Below are 21575 nucleotides of genomic sequence, written 5' to 3' on the forward strand. Positions count from 1 at the left end.
CCTTATTGTTAATTTTTCTTATCAAGGACAGTAAAGGAGCAGAGGTAAACAAAAGGTAACCGATCTAGTTACTAAGCGAGTCTGTCGTCTAATTTGTTAATACAGCAATCTGGGACACTTTTTCCTATGCCGAACTGGTAATACTGACGTCATATTCATTTATGGGCTCAATAATGCTATTCAAACATCCCATCTCTTTGCTAACGATTATTCGGCTGAATCCATTAAAGGTCGCTGCGACTTGGTTAATGGTTTTGGCTGAAAACGTGATGCTTATTCTGTTGCCATTGTTTATTGGTTACGCTATCGACGGCGTGTTAAACCAAAGCTTTCAGCCTTTGATGATGCTGGCCGCGATCCTTTTTGTACTGGTGATCATCAGTGTCGTTCGTCGTTTTTACGATACCCGTGTATATGGCGCGATTCGTGTAAAACTGGCGAATATCGTGGAGCGCAACCTGCGTGGTTTATCTGTATCAACCAAAGACGCTCGGCTCACCATGTCGCGTGAGCTGGTTGATTTCTTAGAAGATGATTTGCCCGCTTTGATGACAGCTGTCGTTCAGCTTGTTGCGACTGTGGTGATTCTCTCTACATTCCATTTCTCATTGGCGCTTTGCATGTTGTTTGCAGGGCTATCGATGCTCGCGATTTATGGCGTGTTCCACCGAACCTTTACCCGACTTAATGGCCAATTTAACGATCAAGTCGAACAGCAGGTTCAATTGCTGAGCGGCGTTCGCTTATCAGCGCTTCGTTGGCACTTTGAACGCTTAAAACAGTGTGAAATCAAGCTTTCAGATACTGAGGCGATTGTCTACGGACTGATCTTCACCGTGTTGTTTGGCGCGGTAGTGGGCAATTTGTGGATGGTGAGTCAGCTTATCGAGCCGACTGCAGGACAAGTGTTCTCTATCGTTACTTATTCACTGGAGTTTGTTGAAACCGCAGTGATGCTGCCAATTACGCTACAAACCCTTTCTCGTCTTACTGAGATCAGTCAGCGACTCAATCCTACCTCTGTCCAACAGGCAACCAAGGAGATGCCTTATGAAATTTAAAAAGCCACTTTCGGTATTAGTCGGTTGTGCAGCTATCTTTGTTGCCTTGATTGTTGTCGATGAATTGGAACCTGAGGCAGCGGAACCTGTGAAGAAGCAAGCAGTACTGGCACCCGTTTCTGTATTGGAGGTGACACCTTCGCAGCACGAATCGACGTTAACGGTACTCGGTTTAACCGCTGCTCGCTGGCCAATTCAACTTAAAGCGTCGAGTAGTGCGCAACTAAAATGGCTGAATGAAAACATCGAGCCAGGACAATTAGTGACTAAGGGCGATGTGTTGGCGAGGCTAGATACCAGCGCCGTTGATGCGAACTTGGCGCAAGCGTTAAGTGCGCTAAAGCAAGCGGAGCTGGAATTGAAACAGGCTAAGCATGAACAAACTGTCGCTCTCAAAATGCTCAACCCAAAAACAAGCTCGTCCTTTGCACGCAGAGAGCCTCAAGTACTTGCCGCAAAAGCCAATTTACAACAAGCCAAGCAAGCTTATGTCAGTGCGAAGAAGCTAGTGGAAGAGTCGACGATCACCGCGCCTTTTGATGCGGTCGTCATGAAACGCCACATTAGCCCAAGAGAGTGGGTAGAGGCGGGGCAAGTGGCCTTTGAGTTAGCCGCCAGTGATTCGATTGATATCGAGCTTCCAATATCTGAATTGCATTGGCAACAAGTACAATCCGCCTTGGTTAAGCCCAGTATTCGTGTCGTGAGTCGTTCAGGTAATCAATGGCCGGCAAAGGTGCGCTACGTGTCGCCGGAAGTCGATTCGGTGACTCGCCAAAGACAAGTAGTTCTGTCGGTTAAAGATCCTTACCAAAACAAGCCTAGGCTTTTCCCTAATCAGCAGGTTCAAGCAGTGGTTAACCTTGGTCTACAAGATGACGTAGTTAGCGTACCTTTGAGTGCGATGACGCGAGACGGGTATGTGTGGACGTTGGACACAGAAGATCGTTTACGAAAAGAGTCGGTAATACTTATTGGTCAAGGCAGCCAAGAGCTTGATATTCGCTTCAATGAGCGAAGTGATAAGCCTCGCCGTGTGGTGCAGTATCCACTTTCTTCCATGCTTATCGGTAAACAAGTCGCGCCTAGATTCAATGGAATCCATTCTGAAGCCATGCTCGCGGGTAAATCTGATGCCGCACAGATTAAGGAATCAAACCAATGAGTTGGATGACAAAATGGTTCATTAACAACCCAGTTGCTGCCAATTTGTTGATGATGGCGATTGTTATCAGTGGTGTGTTGGCGTTTGGGCAACTGCGAGTTGAGCCGTTTCCGCAAATCGCGCCATCATCAATCAGTATTACTGTGGCTTATCCTGGCGGTACTGCACAACAAATTGATGAGAGCGTAACGCAACGAATCGAAGAGTCGATCAGTGGCATTGCTGGCATCAAACAGATCACCAGCCAATCGAGTGCTGGCGTGTCTCGGGTCGTGGTGCGTAAAACCAGCAGTACAGATTTAGACAAGCTGTTGGATGACATTCGTAATCAAGTTAACGCCATCAATGGCTTTCCTGTTCAAGCAGAAAGACCGCAAGTGGTGCGCAATGAATTTACCAATTTAGCCGCGTTTGTGGTGGTGTCAGGGCCAAGAACCGATGACGAATTACAACCTATTGCCAAGCAACTGGAACAAGCGCTGAAGAAGAACCCTCAAATATCAAAGGTATCAAACTGGGGAACTCGAACGCCTCAGTTGGTCATCGAGCCAGACCCTGATCAACTCAAAGCGCTGGGGTTGAGCTTGGAAGAGCTCGCAAGGCTTGTAGAGCAGCGCTCGCTTGAATCTCGCAGCGGAGAGCTTATTAGTGACAAAGGCCGAATGGTAATTCGTGGTGACGGTTATGCCGATGACTTACAGAAGCTCAATCAGCTTGTCGTGATTTCGGGAAGTAACGGAAAAATATGCTTGGGAGACATTGCCAAGCTGACCCGTGGCTACCAATACAGCGGTTCTATCGTGCGTAACAACGGTTCCAATGCCATTGCTTTGTTGGTCAGTACTAGCCAAACCGATAACCTGCTTAAAGTCAGCGAAGCGATTAGTGAAACTTTGGATGTCCAACGTGCGATTCTGCCTTCGGATATTAAGCTGAATACCATGGCTGATATGGCGCCTTACATTGAAGAGCAGCTGTTTCGTTTGAGTGAAAATGCATGGCAAGGCTTGTTAATCGTGCTTATTTTACTTGGGATCTTCCTTGAGATTAGGCTTGCGTTTTGGGTTGCAATGGGGATCCCGATTGCGCTCACTGGAACACTCGCCGCAATGCAGTGGTTTAACTACAGCATCAACGACATCACCTTGTTTGGTTTTATCTTGGTACTCGGTGTGCTGGTGGACGACGCTGTGGTTGTCGGTGAAGCGATACATGAAAAACGGACGCGTAGAGCCGGCTATTCTTCTAATATAAACGACTCTTCTAATATAAATGGAAAGACAGCCGCTTGGCAGGGCGTTAACTCAGTATCGGTGGCAACCGTGTTTGGTGTGCTAACGACCATTGCTGCATTCTCTCCAATGCTCTGGATTAACAATGAGTTAGCCAAGGTGCTTGCTGGGTTTTCGGCAGTGGTGATCTTCGCTTTGATCTTCTCGCTGATTGAAAGCAAATTCATTCTACCGTCGCACTTGGCTCAGCTCTCTGTGAAAAAGCCATCTACCAGTATTCTTGCCAAGGTTCAGAATGCGGCTCAAGGTGGCTTGCAGTGGTTCAATCTCAACGTTTACAAACCAGTATTGGAGTTTGCACTTAGCTATAAGGTGGCGTCTTTGCTTGGGTTTGTTGCGGTTATCTCATTGGCTTATGGCATGTGGTCGAATGGTGCGATTCGCAGTGCGCTATTCCCTGAAATTCCAGGCCGTTACATCACAGCAGTGATTGAGTTAGAAGACGGTGCGCCGTTGCCACTGCAGCGCCAAGCTTTGCTGCAAGTAGAGCAAGCAATGACTCAGGTAGAAAATGGCTTGATGGAGGACTATCCATTACAACAGAAGCCCGTGGTGAACCTGCTTGCATGGTCTGATGGCTATGGCGAAATAGAAGTTACTGCCGAACTTACCAATGAATCTTTAAGCTTATTGCCGGGCAATTTACTGCTGAAGCGATGGCGAGAAAGTACTGGGCAAATTGAAGGGGCTTACTCGGTGAAATTCAGCTCAGCAGAGGAGCCTGCTGGTGGCACATTCTTAACGATCTCTTCTAATGATCGTGAGTTGACCTCTCGTGTCAGTGAACAGCTAGCAGATACTCTAGCGTCCTTAAAAGGTGTTTCAGATGTTTACGATGATGGTCAGGATGGCTTACCCCAAGTTCGTTTGGTGCTGAATCAATATGGTCAACAGCTTGGTTTGACTCAAGCCACGCTAGCTCAACTCGCAGGCGAAGCGTTTGGCGAAAGGGAAGTTCATCGCCTTTTAGAAAACGGACAAGAGACCAAGGTGCTGCTGCAATACCCAAGAGATGAGCGCAGAACCTTAGCTCAGCTACAACAAGCCATCATTATGTTGCCGAACGGTGGTAGTGTGATGATGGGAGATATCGCTGAGTTCCGTCACGAGCAAGAGCCGCAAGTGGTTTATCGTCGAGACCGAGAGCAAGTGATTAACCTCTATTGGAAGCAAAACCGTGACCTGCAATCACCAGAGAAAACACGTGAGCAACTTGAAGATACGATTGAGTCTCTGCACCTTCAATATCCAAGCGTCACCATCAAAGCGGGCGGTGAGTTTGAAGAGATAGGGGAAGTGTCGGATGGCTTTAAATCAGCGATGATTCTGACTCTGCTGATGATCTACATCTTGTTGGCGGTGCCTTTGAAGTCTTACTGGCAACCAATGATCATCATGGCAGTCATCCCGTTTGGATTCGCAGGCGCGATTTTTGGTCACTACTTGATGGACTTGCCGATCAGCATTCTTTCGATGTTCGGAATGATGGCCATGACGGGGATCGTGATTAACGACTCGTTGGTACTGATCACGCGTTTTAATGCTGAATATCGCCAAGGGGTCCCATTACAGAAAGCGTTAGTAATTGCAGGGACTAGCCGTTTGAGAGCGATCTTCTTAACCACGATAACCACTGTGTGTGGGTTGTTGCCATTGCTAAGTGAAACTGCGGAGCAAGCACAATACTTAAAGCCAGCGGCAGTGTCCTTGGTGTTTGGTGAACTGTTCGCCACTGCAGTAACGTTGATTTTGATCCCCGTGCTGCTTGGTTTGTTTTGCCGTAAAGCGCCTCAAGTTGAAGATCTAATTGAAAAAGAACCGGTCGAACAAGAACCACAAGTACAGACACAGCTCACTTTGGAACGCTCATGATTGATTTTATAAAGGACAAAGACGATAGTGAAGCCAAGCGATCGAACTTGATCAAGTCGACAGAGACAAGAGCTTCTATGCCTGAGAACAAAAACCGTATGACGCAACAGAGTAAAGCTGATTATCAATCAGTGCCTGGTTTTAAATTGGTGCCTGAGATTGCGTTAGTGGAATCTTTGCCAGAGCACCTCCAAAAACGCTTTAGCCATGCACTTAATTTAATGCATGAAGAGTGGGGTGAACGTCGCACATGGGAAGAGATAGCGACCGAAAGCGCGATTTCTCCATACCATTTTCATCGTCAGTTTACTGAGCTGTTCAATGAAACACCGGGACAGTATCTAAGTCGCGTTCGATTACAAATCGCAGTGGGCTTGCTGATCAATGATGAGTCGTGGAGCGTGATTGAAATTGCACAGTATTGTGGATTCTCATCGTCACAGTCGCTAGGCAAGGCGCTCAAGCGTGAGTTGGGCGTGACGGCAAAGCACATCCGAGAAATGGGTTACAACGCCACCCCCAAGGAGACTGCCGATTTCATCCAGAGATTGGCGCATCCGGGTGTGAAGTCTTCCATCGAAAAAGAGCTGGTTAAGTCGATGCCGACAGAGTTGGTTTGGTATCCAGAGCGCGGCATGCAGAAGCTTAAACTAGACGATCCTGATTGGGATACCGCGTTTGAGATGTATGGTCAAAAGTCGATTAAATTGATGAGCACCACTCCGATCAAGCAGATGAGAAATAAGTGGGACGACATCGACGCTGAAATCGGAAATTGGCAAGTCGCTAAAGACCGTTACGATAAGATGATTCCTGAAGGGTATTACCTGTGCAGCGATGTTTATCTGGTTTCGGATGTGGCTTACAGCACCGCGTTAGAGGCTCTGTTTAACGTTGTTGAACAACAAGGTTTAAAGCTGGATGTACAAGGGTATTTGGTAGAAATGATTCGTCACATTGATGATGACGAAGTGGAAGGGGTGACCTTCTCTTTTCAGTTGCCCATTTTAATGACCCAAGACTGCGAATAACAAAAAGGCTCCTCATATGAGGAGCCTTTGTTTAATGATAAGCCGCTTTATAGAAGGAGCTTAACAGAGAAGGGGGATTAAGCCTCTGCCGTTACTTTAGAGCCGCTCATCTTTTTAAGTGCTGCGTAGCCAAAGCCTGTTACTAACGTACCTGCTGCAATCGCCACTAGGTACATCAGTACTGGAGAAATAGCGCCAGGAATCAGTAGTACGAATAGACCACCGTGTGGAGCCATTAGCTGCGCACCAAACATCATAGATAGAGCACCTGTTAGTGCACCACCTGCCATACATGCCGGGATAACACGCATTGGATCTTTCGCTGCGAATGGAATTGCACCTTCAGAGATGAAACAAAGGCCAAGAACGAATGATGCTTTACCTGCTTCACGCTCGCCCGCTTCAAACTTGTCTTTCACTAGGAAAGTCGCAAGGCCCATACCTAGCGCAGGAACCATACCTGCTGCCATGATTGCTGCCATTGGTGCGTAAGTTTGCGAAGCCAATAGACCAACACCGAATGTGTAAGCTGCTTTGTTTACTGGACCACCAAGGTCGAAACACATCATTGCGCCTAGAATCACACCCAGAAGAATCGCATTAGACGTTCCCATGTTGTTTAGGAAAGTTGTCATCGCGCTCATCACGCCAGAAACAGGGCCACCCACGATGTAAACCATCACAAGACCAGTGAACAAACTCGCGATAAACGGAATGATCAGGATTGGCTTGAGGGCTTCCATGGATTGTGGAAGTTGAACCTTGTCGGCAATGAATTTCGCTGCGTAACCGGCAATGAAACCCGCTGCGATACCACCTAGGAAACCTGCACCTGTTGAGCTAGCCAGCATACCGCCGATTAGACCAGGAGCTAGACCCGGACGGTCAGCAATTGAGAATGCAATGAAACCAGCCAGAACAGGAATCATCAGTGCGAATGCAGAACCACCACCGATAGTCATCAGTGCTGCTGCCAGTGTGCCTTCTTCTTTAAACGCTTCGATACCGAATACGAAAGAAAGAGCAATGATCAAACCACCTGCAACTACCACTGGAAGCATGTGAGAAACACCCGTCATTAGGTGCTTGTACACGCCTTTCTTCTCGTCAGCAGGTGCTGAATTTGAAGAAGCAGTGTGTTGGTATGGTTTAGCTTCTGCGAATGCTTTTTCCATCTCTTGCTTTGTTTTCTTCAAAGCAGGACTTGTCGTTGTTTTGTACAGCGCTTTGCCGTTAAAACGATCCAATGGAACATCGATATCGGCTGCGATGATAACAAGATCAGCGTCTGCGATTTCTTGGTCGGTCAGTTGGTTTTTCGCACCTACAGAGCCGCGAGTTTCCACTTTGATTTGGTGACCTAGGCGTTTGCCTTCAGCTTCAAGCGCTTCAGCTGCCATAAAGGTGTGTGCAACACCCGTTGGGCAAGCGGTAATCGCTACGATCTTCTTGCTGCCTGTTGTTTCTGTTGAAGCATTTGCCGAAGTACCCGTCACTTCAACAGTGCTTTCAACTTGAGAAGCGTCTAATACTGTTGCTTCTGCTACCGCTTTCTCTAGGAATGCTTTTGCATCTGCAGTGCATTCAGAGATAGCTGCTTGGTACACTTTTTTACCGACAAAGCGCGCTTTATCAACGTTTGTGTTGGCTGCGATAACCACAACGTCGCTGCTGTCGATAGCGTCTTGCGATACAGTTGAATCAGGTAACACGCTTGATTGACATTCAATAGCGGCGTTCCAACCCAGTGCTTTTGTCGCTTGTTCTAACAAGCCTGCTGCGATGATGCTGTTTGCTACGCCACTCGGGCAAGCTGTGATAATGGTAATATTCATAATAAACCTTTTGTCCTATTTGCTTGTGTCTAACTGGCTAGTTGGAGCACTAAGCGACTGTAATTGGATATTTTGTAGTACTGAATCCAGCTCTTGTTGGCTGGTGATGCCCACGCCTACCTGTGAAACTGCTAGAGCAGATAGGGCGGTTGCGAATTTAATAAGTTCTGGTTTTGGCATCTGTTGCATGTGACCCCAACATAGACCAGCAACTAAGGTGTCGCCTGCGCCTACCGTGCTTACTACTTGCATGCGCGGTGGTTGAGCATGTAACCATTCACCTTGGTTTAGCCACATCACGCCTTCAGCGCCAAGTGATACCACGATGTTCTCGATGCCTTTTTCACTTAGGGCTTGGCCCGCGTGTTGGCATTGGTCACGAGTTGTCAGCTCTGCATTGAACAGCTCAGACAGCTCTTCATCGTTTGGTTTGATCAACCAAGGCTGCGCCTTGATACCGGCTTTAAGTGCGTCACGGCTGCTATCAAATAGCACCTTCTTACCTAAATCGTGTAAGCGTTGAACCCAAGAAGCGCAAAGCTCAGGAGAGATACCTTGTGGCAAGCTGCCTGCAATTACGAAGTAATCGTGCGTTTCAGCAAGTTCTAATAGGGTTTCTTCGAACGCTTTAATCGAGTCAGTATCAACAGGCACACCTGGGAAGTTGATGTCGCTTACTTGGCCTGAATTCTCAACCAGTTTTACGTTGATACGAGTCGCGCCGTCGACACGGATGAAGCGGTCCGTTGCGCCCATCTGCTCAAACAGTTGGCAGAACGCTTCTTCGTTATTGCGGCCAAGGAAACCTGTTACGGTCACTTTCGCGCCAAGCTCTGAAAGAACTTTTGCGACGTTTACGCCTTTGCCCGCTGCGTGCAGAGAGCCTTTGTTTACTAGGCTCACTGAACCCACGTTAAGTGCGTCGATAGCACCTGTCAGGTCTAGAGCAGGGTTAAGCGTTACAGTAACGGCTTTGATTTGTTTATCAGACATATCGACTCCTTAACCTTCGCCAAGGCCTGAAGCGATAGCTTTGCCAATCGATTCAAGTGCTTGTGCTGCGTCATCACCTTCAGCAACAAACTGAAGTTGGTGGCCGTGTTTAACGCCAAGAGCGATTACTTTCATCAAGCTCTTCGCGTTCACTTCTTTTCCGTCGCCATCTAGGTTTGACACGCGGATTGTTGATTCAAACTTCTTCGCTTCAGCGACTAGCATTGCGCCTGGACGAGCGTGTAGGCCGTGTGCGTTTTTGATTTTGAATACTGCGCAGTTGTCGTCGTCTTGAGAAGCTGTAGAAACCGCTTCACCTTTTAGAAGGCCAATCACTTGCGCCGCGTCAGCGGTTAACAGTTGTTGCTGTTTACCTTCGAAAACCATCTTGCTTAGGTTTGCCAGAATAGATTGGTGCGCGCTGTTACAAGCGGCGAATGCTACCAATGCTTTAACTGGTGTGCCTTCGTATTCACAATGGTTCGCTGTTGAAACGAAAGATACGCCAGTGCGTGTTACGCCTTTGTCGCTGCCCAACAACCACAGGCCTTGGCCTAGGTGAGTTGGTGTTTTTGTTACTAGGTCAGCAACGAATGCGTTGTCTGTGCAACCTGTGTTCTTAAGTAGGCCACCCGCAACTGCAGACATTTGAATCATGTCGCTCGCAGGGAACAGTAGCTGAACTAAAGAAGCGTCTAGGTCGGCTTCTAGCTGAACTTCGCCGTTAAGTAGGGCGATGATTTCGTCTTCTGATTTAGCTTGCTTTAATTTCTCTTCAACACCGTCTGCCGCTAGAACCTTTGTTAGTTGCTTAAGGATGCCTAAGTGCTCGTCAGATTTCGCTGCAATACCAATTGCTACGTAAACACGGTTGCCGTCTGCCCAATCAATACCTTCAGGGAAGTGGTGTACCGCAACGCCTGTCTCTTTCACTAGGCCACGAGTATCCGTCGTTCCGTGAGGAATCGCGATGCCGTTACCTAGGAACGTAGAGTTCTGGTTTTCACGGTTCAGCATTCCTTCAACGTAACCAGAGTCAACTAAACCTTTAGCTGTCAGGTCGCCAGCAATGTTTTGGATTGCTTTGAATTTGTCTTCGGCAGTTTGGCCTAGAGTGATGTCAGATTTTGATAATTTAAGCATGGTGCCTCTTTAGCGTATCGCTTGAGAATTTGTGTATCGCTACGATTCAGTCTAGAGCAATATTTGCCCGCTGCTTTATGCTTGCTGAATCGGTTCAGCATTCAGTGTAAAAAAATTCAGCAAAGCCGATTTTGGTTTTCAAAATAGTTTTGCTGCGTGTCGTAATTCCAGTTTCGTTAACAACAAGAAGCTGAATCACGACAAATGACGCTCAATCCATTCAAAAGGATGATTGAAGTCACTTTTCAGATTTTGCTGAATCCTTTCAGCTTTTATACTGAATCGATTCAGCATATAATTCAACTAATCCAAGGATCAGAAGATTGGTTATATGATCCTACGCACAAAATACAGGTCACCCATATGACACTAGATGAGATTGCCAAACTAGCCGGTGTGTCGAAAACGACAGCCAGCTATGTGATTAATGGCAAGGCGCAGAAATACAGAATCAGTGAAAAGACTCAGCAGAAAGTCATGGCAGTGGTGGAAGAGTATAACTACCGACCAGACCATGCTGCTTCCTCGCTGCGCGCTGGTAATAGCCGTTCATTTGGTTTGATTATTCCCGATCTGGAAAACAGCAGTTACGCGCGTTTAGCAAAACTGATCGAGCAGAACTCACGTAAAGTGGGCTATCAGATTTTGATTGGTTGCTCAGATGATGACGCTGAAACCGAGCGAAAGGTCGCTGAAGCCTTGGTAAGCCGTCGTATTGATGCCTTGCTGGTGGCGAGCTCAATGCCAGACGCCAATGAGTTTTACTTGAAGCTACAAAACTCAGGTACGCCAGTCATCGCGATAGACCGTCCTTTAGATGATGAGCACTTTGCCTGTGTGATCAGTGAAGATTTCGAAGCTGCATTTGAACTGACGCATTCGATTCTTGATGACAGTATTCATAGTGTTGGTTTGATTGGAGCACTGCCTGATCTGAACATTTCACGTGAACGTCAGTTGGGTTTTGAAGCGGCAAATAAAACACATACTCAACAAACAAGGCTAACAGACAACAAGCCGATGGTTGTGGGTTATGGTGAGCACTTTGACAGAGAATCAGGGCGTGAGATTTTTGAGGGTTGGATTGCCAAAGGCACAGTGCCCGATGCGATTGTCACTATGTCTTACACCTTATTAGAAGGTGTACTGGATGTGATGGTCGAAAAACCAGAACTGATCAGGCAAGTAAAGCTGGCAACCTTTGGTGATAACCGTTTATTGGATTTCTTACCTTTTAAAGTCCATTCACTGCCACAGCAATTTGAAGTGATTGCAGACAGCGCCTTTGCTTTGGCGTTGAACGCTTCAGCAAAACGTTACCAGTCGGGCATTGAATTGGTGCCGAGAAGTTTAGTGAAACGTAGCTAATATAAGGATGATCTAATTTTAAGAACGCCTCAGCTCCAATTGGTCGCTGAGGCTTTTTTATTGAATCAACAAACCAAACTCAACCAGCGCTACTAAGCCTAAAAGTAGGGCAAGTACCTTCCAAAACTGGATTGGATGACGGTCGAGCAGTGGTTGCTTGGTTTTACGTTTTACTAATTTTGAATTCGGTGTGTATAAATCCGAGATAAAATCGCCAAGTACACCGTATCGCTCGGTGGGGTGTTCAGCGCAGGCTTTGTTTAGTACCAGATCAAACCAGGCAGGAATATCGGAGCGGTGTTGAGTTATCGGGCGATACTGCCATTGGTGGTGGCGTGATTGCATGAGAGAGCGTGGCGTCATTTCTGGATAAGGCAGTTGCCCTGTCAGCATTTCATAACCAATAACACCAACAGAGAACAGATCCGATCGTGTAGTAGCAACATTCTGCTTGATACTCTCTGGTGCGATGTAGTTGACCGCTCCGAGTGGCACAGCATCCTCTTCAAAAGGCATTCCTTCTTCAATTCCGCGAATGAGTACCGCTCCTAGATCGATAAGTTTGATATCGCCGTTTGGCAGTAACATGATGTTCTCAGGTTTGAGATCGCGGTGCACCATATCGGCACGTTGCAATACACGAATACCTTGAACGATCTTCTCAAGAATAGTGCGGACTTCGGGCAGATTTGGCTTAGGATTGTCGTACATCCATTGCCTCAACGTCACGCCTTCAACCATTTCACATACTTGGTAGAGAAACTGTGACTTTTCATCGGTCGGGTACACCTTCATGATGCGCTTGTTGTTCAGTAGCATCCCAGCCCATTGTTCGTTATAGAAGGCTTTGAGCTCGGCGGGATCGTCGCGATATTGCATAGAAGGCACTTTAATGACGAACTCGGTTTGTGTCTGAGTTTGTATGACTCGATAAACATGGCTGCGCGTTCCTGAATAGAGAACCTCTAGAACCTGAAATTGGTCGATCATCTGTCCGAGTTTGAGCACGGGAGGGATAACGCGTCTCGCGAGCTTTTCGTGAAACTCAATAAGGGAAGGCTTAGGGAGCTGAGCCACTTCAAGCATTAAACAACTGACATTGTCTCTGCTGTTTCTAGCCAGTGCTTTATTACAAACGGTTTGCGTGGCGAGCTCAAAGTCGAACTGATTTGAGGCCGCTTCCATTAGGTCGAATTCAGCAACAAACTCATGCACGCCATCGGTGGTGAGAATAAAGCGATCTTTCGCTTTGATGGGCAGAGTTTGATAATCGACGTTGAGTTGGTTATCCATGCCTAAAGCACGAGTGAGGTAGTGAGTATTGACCAGATTTTTGCGGGTGTGATCGCGAGTTAGCTTCTTAATTTCACCGTCGCGAACTAAGTAGATGCGGCTGTCGCCCACATGGAAAATATGCGCGGTGTTTGATTTGAGAATCACTGCGCTAAAGGTCGACACCATATTGTTGTGCGCGAGCTGTTTATCCTCATCAAGGCCGGAATAAGAGGCATTGAACAGCCAAGAATTGAGTGAAGTCAGAACCTTTTGGGCAGAGCGTTGAATACTCCAGCTTTCAGGAGTGGCATAATAATCAGTGATGAACTGCATCACGCTGGTATGGCTGGCTTTTTGCCCTTGCTCACTGCAACTTGCCCCGTCAGCGATACAGGCAACACTCCCTTTGAACTCATGTTCCGCTCTGGTCTGAGGGTGTTTAACGATAATCGCATCTTGATTCTCGTTTCTTATCCCTTGGTGTGAGTAGCCGCCGAAATTGAGCTTTAACTGATTGCCAGCCTCAGCGTGAATACCCTGAACCTTGGTTTGTGGTCCCTTTGGTATCACAGCCTGGCTCCGTTCTAGCGTGGCGTCTTGAGTTTGACTGAATGAAAGCGTCATAACGTCCTTGCTCCTTTGGTGCTCATTGTTACTTGAAGAAAGAACAAAAGCTCTCAGTAATAACGAGAGCCCTTGAACGAAGTAACCAAGTGTCGCAGCCCGGTTACTTCTCCCGATTCAATGAGTGATTAGCTCGATACGTTAATCAAGGTTACGCTCCCGTCGTCGTTCACTTCAGCGATCTGACCATTGGGCTCTTCCATGAACATCAGAGTCACAAAGCCAAGAACCGCTGTTGCAGCAATCACAAGGAAGAAGGTCTGGTAGCTAACAAACGAAAGTACTGTTAGGTAAACTACCGCACCCACGTTTCCGTAAGCACCTGTCATACCTGCAATCTGGCCTGTCATACGGCGTTTGATAAGAGGTACTGTTGCAAATACTGCACCTTCACCCGCTTGTACGAAGAAAGAACACGCCATTGCAGCAACAACCGCTAGCCATACAGGCCATGTGCTGTCTACTTGACCCATTGCGAAGTAACCCACAGCCAAACCTGCTGTTAAGATAAGAAGCGTTGGTTTACGACCGAATTTATCTGAAATCCAACCGCCACCAGGGCGAGACATCAAGTTCATGAAGGCATAAGCCGATGCAACCATACCTGCTAGAACTGGCGTTAGTTCAAAGGTTTCAGAGAAGAACAGAGGCAGCATAGAAACCACCGCTAGCTCTGAGCCGAATGTCGCAAAGTACAGAACATTTAGTACCGCAACTTGCTTAAATTTATATTGGTGAATCTCTGGTACTTCTTCTTTAAATACGTTCTTATTCACTTTCCAAACTTGAGTTACTTCATACACATACAGTGCAGCAAGTACCGCATATACACCGTAAACCGCTGCGTCTGAAAGCATGCCAATACCTGATGGAGACAGTTTCCAAGCAAGCAGAGCAAGTGCACCGTACATAGGGATCTTCATGAAGAGTAGAAAGAAAAAGTCACCCTTAGACGTCACTTCCATTGCAGTTACTTGAGCTGGTTTGAAGTAGGTAGAACCTTTTGGTGTGTCGGATACGTTTTTGTAGAACACAACAGAGAACAGTAAGCTCATTACACCGGTTACGCCAACCGCATAACGCCAGCCCTCATCACCACCAAATACCAATGCGAGGGTAGGAAGAGTAAACGCGGCCGCTGCTGAACCAAAGTTACCCCAACCGCCGTAGATACCTTCCGCTGTACCCAGTTCGTTATGTGGGAACCATTCAGATACCAAGCGAATACCAACTACGAAGCCAGCACCGATAAAGCCAAGTAGGAAACGAGCAATGGCGGCTTGAATGAAAGAGTCAGCCAGTGCGAACATGAAACACGGAATGGAACAGATCGCGAGTAGCGAAGAGTAGACGAGTCTTGGACCGTAACGGTCGGTCAGCATACCAATCGCGACACGCGCTGGAATGGTTAAGGCAACGTTTAAGATGAGAAGGGTTTTGATCTCTTCAGTGGTTAGCCCTAGGCTGGTTTTTACCATTTGTAGCAGCGGTGCGAAATTAAACCACACCACAAAGGTAATGAAAAAGGCCATCCAGCTGAGGTGTAAGACCTTCATCTTACCGGTAAACGAAAACAGCGAAAATTTTGAGTTATCCATGTTTTAAATCCTTTAAATATGGAATCTAGAGTTATCTAGCCGTCCACATGCCAACTCCGTAGCTTGCCTAGACTGTTAATTATAGGCGGCTAAGGCATGTTAATGGGTGAATTTGAAAGTACAACCTTTTAGTTAGGTGATAACTTGTTGTTAGTTGAACATTTGTCGTCAGATGACTAACTTGCCAACGCTTCGGGTGCCAGTACTTGAATCTGGTTGCCTTGCCTGCGCACTTCAAAGCGAATTAGGGCATGTTCAGGTTCTTCCAAACAAGCGCCTGTCTCTAAGTGGTAATGCTGCTTGTAGAGTGGAGAGGCCACATAGGGTTCTCCACTTAACGAGCCGATAATGCCGCGAGACATAACGTTGGCTTTGCCCACAGGGTCGAAATTCGATAGGCCATAAAGCTTGTCGCTGCGTTTGCAGTAAAAGATGGCGACTTGCTGATCAGCTACTTTGGCGCACACACCCGCATTGGGTGTCAGTTCCTCTTGAGAGCAAACCGTGGTCCAATTTTCCATGACAGTCTCCTTGTCAATTTATAGAGTCTTTGATTTTGTTCCATTTTCTAAAAAGAAGGTCGTAAAGAAGGCCGCTAGCAGTGAATTGCCGAAATCGAAGGGTCTGCTAACGACCAAACCGGTTACGAGACTTCCGTAATTTCGATTTGTTGAGTGCTGCTTAATGCCTGATTACGCTCTGCTTCTTGGTCTGTATTGACCGAAGGCTTCGGGAAGCGCTGCTCACGTTCTTTGATAAATGACAGGCTAGAGTCCATCTCTTCACTGTTGATGTAGTGTTGGAAGCGCTTCATCTTCACTGGATTCTCGATAGTGGTTTTCCACTCACACTGATAGTTTTCGATGTTGAGTGCGATGTCGGCTTCGAGTTCTGCCGCGACATTGAGTTTGTCTTCAATCACCACCTCTTTGAGATACTCCAAACCACCTTCTAAGTTTTCCATCCAAACAGAAGTACGTTGCAGGCGGTCTGCAGTACGTGTGTAGAACATCAACACGCGGTCGATGTATTGAATGAGAGTTTGCTCGTCTAGGTCGGTTGCGAATAGGTCGGCGTGACGTGGGCGCATGCCGCCATTACCACAGACGTACAGGTTCCAACCTTTATCTGTGGCAATAACACCAATGTCTTTTGATTGCGCTTCGGCACACTCACGAGTACAGCCAGATACCGCGAATTTGATCTTGTGTGGTGAGCGTAGGCCCTTGTAGCGGTTCTCTAGTTTAATCGCGAGGCCAACACTGTCGTTGACGCCGTAACGGCACCAAGTGCTACCGACACACGACTTCACGGTTCGAACCGATTTACCGTAGGCGTGGCCAGTTTCAAAGCCTGCATCAATCAGCTTTTTCCAGATGGCAGGCAGCTCATTAAGTTGTGCACCAAATAGGTCGACACGTTGTCCGCCAGTGATCTTGGTGTAGAGGTCGTATTCTTTTGCCACTTCACCCAGCACGATCAGTTTGTCTGGTGTGATTTCACCGCCGGCAATACGTGGAACCACAGAGTAGGTGCCGTCTTTTTGCATGTTGCCAAGGTAGATGTCGTTGGTGTCTTGCAGTTCGATGTGCTCATCTTTCAGGATATAGTCGTTCCAGTAAGAGGCGAGAATCGAACCCACCGCCGGCTTACACACGGTACAGCCTAAGCCTTGACCATGAGACTCAAGTAGCTCATCGAAGGTTTTGATTTTATTGACGCGAATAATGTCGGTCAGTTCTTGACGAGAGTAAGCAAAGTGCTCACAGATGTCGTTAGAGACTTCCACACCCAAGTTGCTCAATTCACTATCTAATACTTGTTTAGCAAGGGCAGAACAGCCGCCACAACCGGTTGATGCGTTGGTCGATTCTTTCAGTGCTGCCATTGTGGTGCAGCCTGCCGAAACGGCTTCTTTGATGTCGCCTTTGGTGACGTCAAAACATGAACAAATTACAGCACTGTCTGGAAGCGCTTCAACACCCATAGCACTGCCGGAATCGTCAGCAAGGTTTGGCAGAATCAATACCGATGGGTTTTCTGGTAGAGGCATGTCGTTTTGCTTGATTTGCAGCAGCGAACCATACGCGTCTGCGTCGCCCACTAACACAGCACCGACGATCTTCTTGCCATCAGCAGAAACAATTAAGCGCTTATAAACTTGTTCAATTTCATCGTTGTAGGTGTAAGACTGTGCGCCTTCGGTTTTGCCATGCACTTCACCAATACTGGCTACGTCTACGCCCAGCAATTTAAGCTTGGTGCTCATATCGGCACCCGTAAAGCTGCTCTCATCTTCGCCATTGGAAAGGATATGGCTTGCTGCGATTTTCGCCATTGAGTAGCCCGGAGCCACTAAGCCAAAGATCTTGTTATCCCACAGCGCACATTCACCAATCGCGTACACATCATCAATGTTGGTTTGGCAGTAATCATCAATCACGATACCGCCGCGTTCACCTATTGCGATGTCCGAGCTACGAGCCAGAGCATCTTGAGGGCGGATACCTGCAGAGAACACGATCATGTCGGTTTCTAGATGTGTGCCATCGGCAAAGTTCATGCGGTAGCGAGCATTTTCACCCGCCACAATTTCAGATGTCGCTTTCTCGGTGTGAACCTGTACGCCCAAATCTTCAATTTTACGTCTCAGCAGGGCACCGCCGCCGTCATCGAGTTGAACTGCCATCAGGCGAGGCGCAAATTCTACTACATGGGTTTCTAATCCAAGGTTCTTAACCGCGTTTGCCGCTTCTAAACCCAGTAAGCCACCACCAATCACCACGCCCGATTTGCTCTGTTTACCAGATGACTCAATCGCATCGAGATCCTCTATCGTACGGTACACATGACAGTGTTCTTGGTCGTTCCCTGGAATAGGAGGAACGAACGGGAATGAACCTGTTGCGAGAATCAGTTTGTCATAGCTTTCACGGTGACCACTGTCAGTCACTACTGCTTTGTTTTCGGTATCGAGCTCAGTGACTTTGGCATTGATTAGGTATTTAACGCCATTTTCTTGGTAATAAGCTTCACTCGTTAAAGCCAAATCGTCGGCTGTCTTACCGTTGAAGTAGGCCGTAAGTTGAACACGGTCGTAGGCAAGGCGCGATTCCTCACTGAAGGTAATAACTTCATATTGGTCTGAATCAGCTTGAATGATGTTGTCGATAAATTTGTGGCCAACCATGCCATTACCAACGACGACAATCTTTTGTTTGCTCATAGTAAATTCCTTTTTTGTTGGCTTCCTAGCGTTTCTAAAACGGCCCACTCTCTGGTGGATAATGTGCTGTTCTTCCAATGAACTGAAAACTGTAAATTTTGAGTTGTTGGTAAATAGGACAGCAAGTAGGGTGCCAGATAAAAATAGATATCGAGGAAAATAAAAATAACATTTTAAATCAGTGGTTTAATTAAATGATAAACGGCTCAGTTACCCCTAAAGTGGTAGATCTAAGAAAGAGAATATTTATGAAAATGAGCCTTTGTGGTGCAAAATTGATCAACATGGTGCAAAAATCTCAATATTTTCTCGATAGCATTTAATTAACATTATTTTCTGTAAGTGATTTTATTTTAAGTTGTTGTAATTGATGGTTATTTTTCTTGATTGGGAAAGGAGTGAATAGTGGTGCGTAAATTGCTTTATTAAAAAAGAGAAATTTTCACCGCGAAGAGTGGTTAGTAAGAGGCGCTCTGTTAGAACGGTGGAAACAATAAAAAGAACATTGCACGAGGGAAGAGTGATGAGTTCAAACAAGGATTGGATCAAATCAACGTGTGCTTACTGTGGCGTAGGTTGTGGCATTGAAGTAAGGCCAACGGCTTCGGGGAAATTGGAAGTGCGTGGCGATAAAGACCACCCATCGAATTATGGCAAGTTGTGTACAAAGGGCGCTGCACTGGGAGACACCGTAACACCAATTGGCCGTTTAACTCAGCCGATGCAAAGAGTCGCAAGCGGACAACAACTTCTACCTTGGAGTAGCGCATCTCAGCTGGTGGCAGACAAGTTCAAACAAGCGATAGAACAGCATGGCCCAGACTCTGTCGCCTTTTATGTGTCAGGCCAACTACTGACTGAAGATTACTATGTGGCTAACAAGCTGATGAAGGGTTTTATTGGTAGCGCTAACATCGACAGTAACTCTCGCCTTTGTATGGCATCTAGCGTGGTTGGGCATAAACGCGCGTTCGGTACTGATACCGTTCCTGTTTGTTATGAAGATTTAGAGCAAGCCGAAGTGGTCGTCATCACTGGATCAAACCTCGCTTGGTGTCACCCTGTACTGTTTCAACGCTTAAGAGCAGCCAAGCAAGCTAACCCAGACATGAAAGTGATCGTCATTGACCCGCGCTACACCGACAGCTGTGAGATTGCCGATATACACTTGGCATTGGAATCTGGCTCTGATGTCGCACTATTCAATGGCTTGTTGGCTTACTTAGATGATAACGACAAGCTTGACTCTGATTACATTGAACATCATACCCAAGGTTTTACGGAAGCGATTCGAACAGCCACAGATTATCGCTATACCGAGTCAGGCTGGGGCGATAAAAGCGTTCCTGAACTGACAGGGCTTAGCGAGCAACAACTTGAACAGTTCTATCAGTTGTTCGCATCTAAAGAGAAAGTGCTCACCATCTATTCCCAAGGCGTGAACCAATCCACACAAGGTTGTGACAAGGTAAATGCTATTATCAACTGTCATTTGGCAACCGGAAAAATCGGTAAGCCGGGTATGGGCCCATTCTCGGTAACAGGCCAACCGAATGCGATGGGTGGGCGTGAAGTGGGCGGTTTAGCCAATACCTTAGCAGCACACTTTGAATTTGGTGATCCACAATCACATCAAACCGTTAGCGAGTTTTGGCAAACCGACAGCTTGGCTACTCGCGCAGGCTTAAAAGCCATAGACCTATTTGATGCCATGAATGAAGGCAAGATAAAAGCGGTGTGGATTATGGCGACTAACCCAGTTGTGAGCCTGCCTGATAGCGAAAAAATCAAAACCGCTTTGGAGAAATGCCCGTTTGTGGTGGTGTCGGACTGCATTGCCGATACGGAAACCACTCGCTTGGCCGATGTAGTGCTACCCGCGCAAGGGTGGAGTGAAAAGTCGGGCACCGTAACCAACTCTGAGCGTCGAATCTCACGCCAACGCCGCGTATTACCAAGCCCAGGAGAAGCCAAGCCCGATTGGTGGATCTTAAAAGAAGTCGCGCAAAAAATGGGATTTAAAGAGCAGTTTGATTACCGCCACGAAGGCGAGATCTTCAAAGAGTATTGCGAGATGACAGCCCTAGGTAATGAGACAGGTAAAGCTCGCGATTTATGCTTAATCGGGCTTACTCAGTTAGATGAGAAAGGCTATGGTGAACTGACTCCGCAGCAATGGCCGGTACTTGAATATCAACCAGAGATCATCGAGCAGCGCATGTTCACCGATGGCGAGTTCTTTACTGAATCGGGTAAAGCGCAGTTTGTAGCGGTTGAGCACGATAAGCCGATTGCCGATACCAGTGTCGAATTCCCACTTATTATGAACACAGGTCGAATCCGAGACCAATGGCACACCATGAGCCGAACTGGCTTAGCCGCAGGCTTAGGCGAACATACACCAGAACCCTTTGTCGCCATGCACCCAGATACGGTTGCCGAGCTTGGCTTAGATGAATTTGGGCTAGATGCCTTCAACCACGCCACTATTAACCCTGTAGTTAAAGTGCGCAGCGCACAAGGTGAATGCCAAGCCCGCTTAGTCGTAACCAAAGAGATGCGTCGTGAACAGGTGTTTATGCCTATTCACTGGAATGCGCCGACCGCCAAAGACAGCAAGCCGTGTGACCTGATCTTGCCTCATACCGATGCAGCTTCAGGCCAACCAGAATTTAAACACACACCTGTTGTGGTAGAGCCGTGTGGCTATCGCAGTGAAGCTGCCTTAGTCAGCGACAAGGTAATGGATTGTAGCGGATTTGATTACTGGGTTCGCCAAAGAGTGGAGGGCGGTTTTCTGTATCGTATTTCTTCATCGAAGAATCCAATGGAGTTGGTGATTCAGCTTGCCAACACCCTTGATGCCTTACCAGAGCCAAACACTGAAGCGATTAAATCACTCCATTACCACGGTAATAAATCATTCAAGAACTACGGCTCAGCCAAGCTGGATCAGTTTGGTGTAAAGCAAGCGTTCGTCGTGAACAGTAAGCTCGACCATCAAAGCATCGATTGGCTGGTGGGATGCCTCACCCGAGAAGCTGATGAAGAATTCGAAGCCGAGTTTTTGAGTACATTGGCGAAGTAGATAC

Annotated in this window: 13 protein-coding genes; 6 read left to right on the forward strand and 7 right to left on the reverse strand. The window is 47.1% G+C overall.

The annotated features are described in order from the left end of the window. Positions 1 to 173 precede the first annotated feature (173 nt). From OH460_RS14480 to OH460_RS14495, 4 genes are read left to right on the forward strand one after another with little or no spacing between them, the layout of a single operon-like run. Complete coding sequence (locus OH460_RS14480) at positions 174 to 1061, forward strand: ABC transporter six-transmembrane domain-containing protein (protein ID WP_269998123.1); 888 nt, start codon at positions 174 to 176, stop codon at positions 1059 to 1061. Beyond that, positions 1051 to 2226, forward strand: coding sequence for an efflux RND transporter periplasmic adaptor subunit (locus OH460_RS14485; protein WP_269998125.1), 1176 nt, complete (start codon positions 1051 to 1053; stop codon positions 2224 to 2226). Before OH460_RS14480 ends, OH460_RS14485 begins: the two co-directional genes overlap by 11 nt. Then, positions 2223 to 5390, forward strand: a complete 3168-nt coding sequence (locus OH460_RS14490) for an efflux RND transporter permease subunit (RefSeq protein WP_269998127.1) — start codon at positions 2223 to 2225, stop codon at positions 5388 to 5390. The genes OH460_RS14485 and OH460_RS14490 overlap by 4 nt, the downstream gene beginning before the upstream one ends. Next, the gene (locus OH460_RS14495; protein WP_269998129.1) at positions 5387 to 6421 is read left to right on the forward strand and encodes a helix-turn-helix transcriptional regulator; all 1035 of its coding nucleotides are present in this window, start codon (positions 5387 to 5389) and stop codon (positions 6419 to 6421) included. Before OH460_RS14490 ends, OH460_RS14495 begins: the two co-directional genes overlap by 4 nt. Before the next feature lie 77 nt (positions 6422 to 6498). Here OH460_RS14495 and fruA read toward each other — a convergent pair whose 3' ends face one another. Genes fruA through fruB form a run of 3 tightly spaced genes read right to left on the reverse strand, consistent with a single transcriptional unit; the run spans position 6499 to position 10392 of the window. Continuing rightward, positions 6499 to 8256 (reverse strand): PTS fructose transporter subunit IIBC, encoded by a 1758-nt coding sequence (gene fruA, locus OH460_RS14500; RefSeq protein ID WP_269998131.1) that lies wholly within the window; start codon positions 8254 to 8256, stop codon positions 6499 to 6501. Between the two features lie 15 nt (positions 8257 to 8271). Next, complete coding sequence (gene pfkB / locus OH460_RS14505) at positions 8272 to 9249, reverse strand: 1-phosphofructokinase (protein ID WP_269998133.1); 978 nt, start codon at positions 9247 to 9249, stop codon at positions 8272 to 8274. A 9-nt stretch (positions 9250 to 9258) separates the two neighbouring features. Continuing rightward, positions 9259 to 10392 carry a fused PTS fructose transporter subunit IIA/HPr protein gene (fruB, locus tag OH460_RS14510; protein WP_050646611.1) on the reverse strand — a complete coding sequence of 378 codons (1134 nt, stop codon included), beginning with the start codon at positions 10390 to 10392 and terminating at the stop codon, positions 9259 to 9261. Positions 10393 to 10755: 363 nt separating this feature from the next. On the opposite strand from fruB, the gene cra reads away from it, so the two are divergent. Further along, complete coding sequence (gene cra / locus OH460_RS14515; protein WP_269998136.1) at positions 10756 to 11760, forward strand: catabolite repressor/activator; 1005 nt, start codon at positions 10756 to 10758, stop codon at positions 11758 to 11760. A gap of 57 nt (positions 11761 to 11817) precedes the next feature. Here cra and OH460_RS14520 read toward each other — a convergent pair whose 3' ends face one another. From OH460_RS14520 to nirB, 4 genes are all read right to left on the reverse strand, one after another. Beyond that, positions 11818 to 13659 (reverse strand): bifunctional protein-serine/threonine kinase/phosphatase, encoded by a 1842-nt coding sequence (locus OH460_RS14520; RefSeq protein WP_269998138.1) that lies wholly within the window; start codon positions 13657 to 13659, stop codon positions 11818 to 11820. A gap of 128 nt (positions 13660 to 13787) precedes the next feature. After that, positions 13788 to 15257, reverse strand: coding sequence for a NarK family nitrate/nitrite MFS transporter (locus OH460_RS14525; protein WP_269998140.1), 1470 nt, complete (start codon positions 15255 to 15257; stop codon positions 13788 to 13790). Positions 15258 to 15433: 176 nt separating this feature from the next. Further along, the gene (nirD, locus tag OH460_RS14530; RefSeq protein ID WP_269998142.1) at positions 15434 to 15778 is read right to left on the reverse strand and encodes a nitrite reductase small subunit NirD; all 345 of its coding nucleotides are present in this window, start codon (positions 15776 to 15778) and stop codon (positions 15434 to 15436) included. Between the two features lie 122 nt (positions 15779 to 15900). Further along, the gene (nirB, locus tag OH460_RS14535) at positions 15901 to 18483 is read right to left on the reverse strand and encodes a nitrite reductase large subunit NirB (protein ID WP_269998144.1); all 2583 of its coding nucleotides are present in this window, start codon (positions 18481 to 18483) and stop codon (positions 15901 to 15903) included. 523 nt (positions 18484 to 19006) lie between these two features. Here nirB and OH460_RS14540 point away from each other — a divergent pair. Then, positions 19007 to 21571 (forward strand): molybdopterin oxidoreductase family protein, encoded by a 2565-nt coding sequence (locus OH460_RS14540; RefSeq protein ID WP_443088683.1) that lies wholly within the window; start codon positions 19007 to 19009, stop codon positions 21569 to 21571. The last annotated feature ends 4 nt before the right edge of the window (positions 21572 to 21575 follow it).

The sequence above is a fragment of the Vibrio sp. Makdt genome (genome assembly GCF_027587015.1).
Classification (GTDB): Bacteria; Pseudomonadota; Gammaproteobacteria; order Enterobacterales; family Vibrionaceae; genus Vibrio; species Vibrio chagasii_B.

Bases quoted from the DNA above. Each gene is read 5' to 3' on its own strand.
- OH460_RS14480 (WP_269998123.1), top strand. From the start codon at position 174: ATGCTATTCAAACATCCCATCTCTTTGCTAACGATTATTCGGCTGAAT.
- OH460_RS14485 (WP_269998125.1), top strand. From the start codon at position 1,051: ATGAAATTTAAAAAGCCACTTTCGGTATTAGTCGGTTGTGCAGCTATC.
- OH460_RS14490 (WP_269998127.1), top strand. From the start codon at position 2,223: ATGAGTTGGATGACAAAATGGTTCATTAACAACCCAGTTGCTGCCAAT.
- OH460_RS14495 (WP_269998129.1), top strand. From the start codon at position 5,387: ATGATTGATTTTATAAAGGACAAAGACGATAGTGAAGCCAAGCGATCG.
- fruA (WP_269998131.1), bottom strand. From the start codon at position 8,256: ATGAATATTACCATTATCACAGCTTGCCCGAGTGGCGTAGCAAACAGC.
- pfkB (WP_269998133.1), bottom strand. From the start codon at position 9,249: ATGTCTGATAAACAAATCAAAGCCGTTACTGTAACGCTTAACCCTGCT.
- fruB (WP_050646611.1), bottom strand. From the start codon at position 10,392: ATGCTTAAATTATCAAAATCTGACATCACTCTAGGCCAAACTGCCGAA.
- cra (WP_269998136.1), top strand. From the start codon at position 10,756: ATGACACTAGATGAGATTGCCAAACTAGCCGGTGTGTCGAAAACGACA.
- OH460_RS14520 (WP_269998138.1), bottom strand. From the start codon at position 13,659: ATGACGCTTTCATTCAGTCAAACTCAAGACGCCACGCTAGAACGGAGC.
- OH460_RS14525 (WP_269998140.1), bottom strand. From the start codon at position 15,257: ATGGATAACTCAAAATTTTCGCTGTTTTCGTTTACCGGTAAGATGAAG.
- nirD (WP_269998142.1), bottom strand. From the start codon at position 15,778: ATGGAAAATTGGACCACGGTTTGCTCTCAAGAGGAACTGACACCCAAT.
- nirB (WP_269998144.1), bottom strand. From the start codon at position 18,483: ATGAGCAAACAAAAGATTGTCGTCGTTGGTAATGGCATGGTTGGCCAC.
- OH460_RS14540 (WP_443088683.1), top strand. From the start codon at position 19,007: ATGAGTTCAAACAAGGATTGGATCAAATCAACGTGTGCTTACTGTGGC.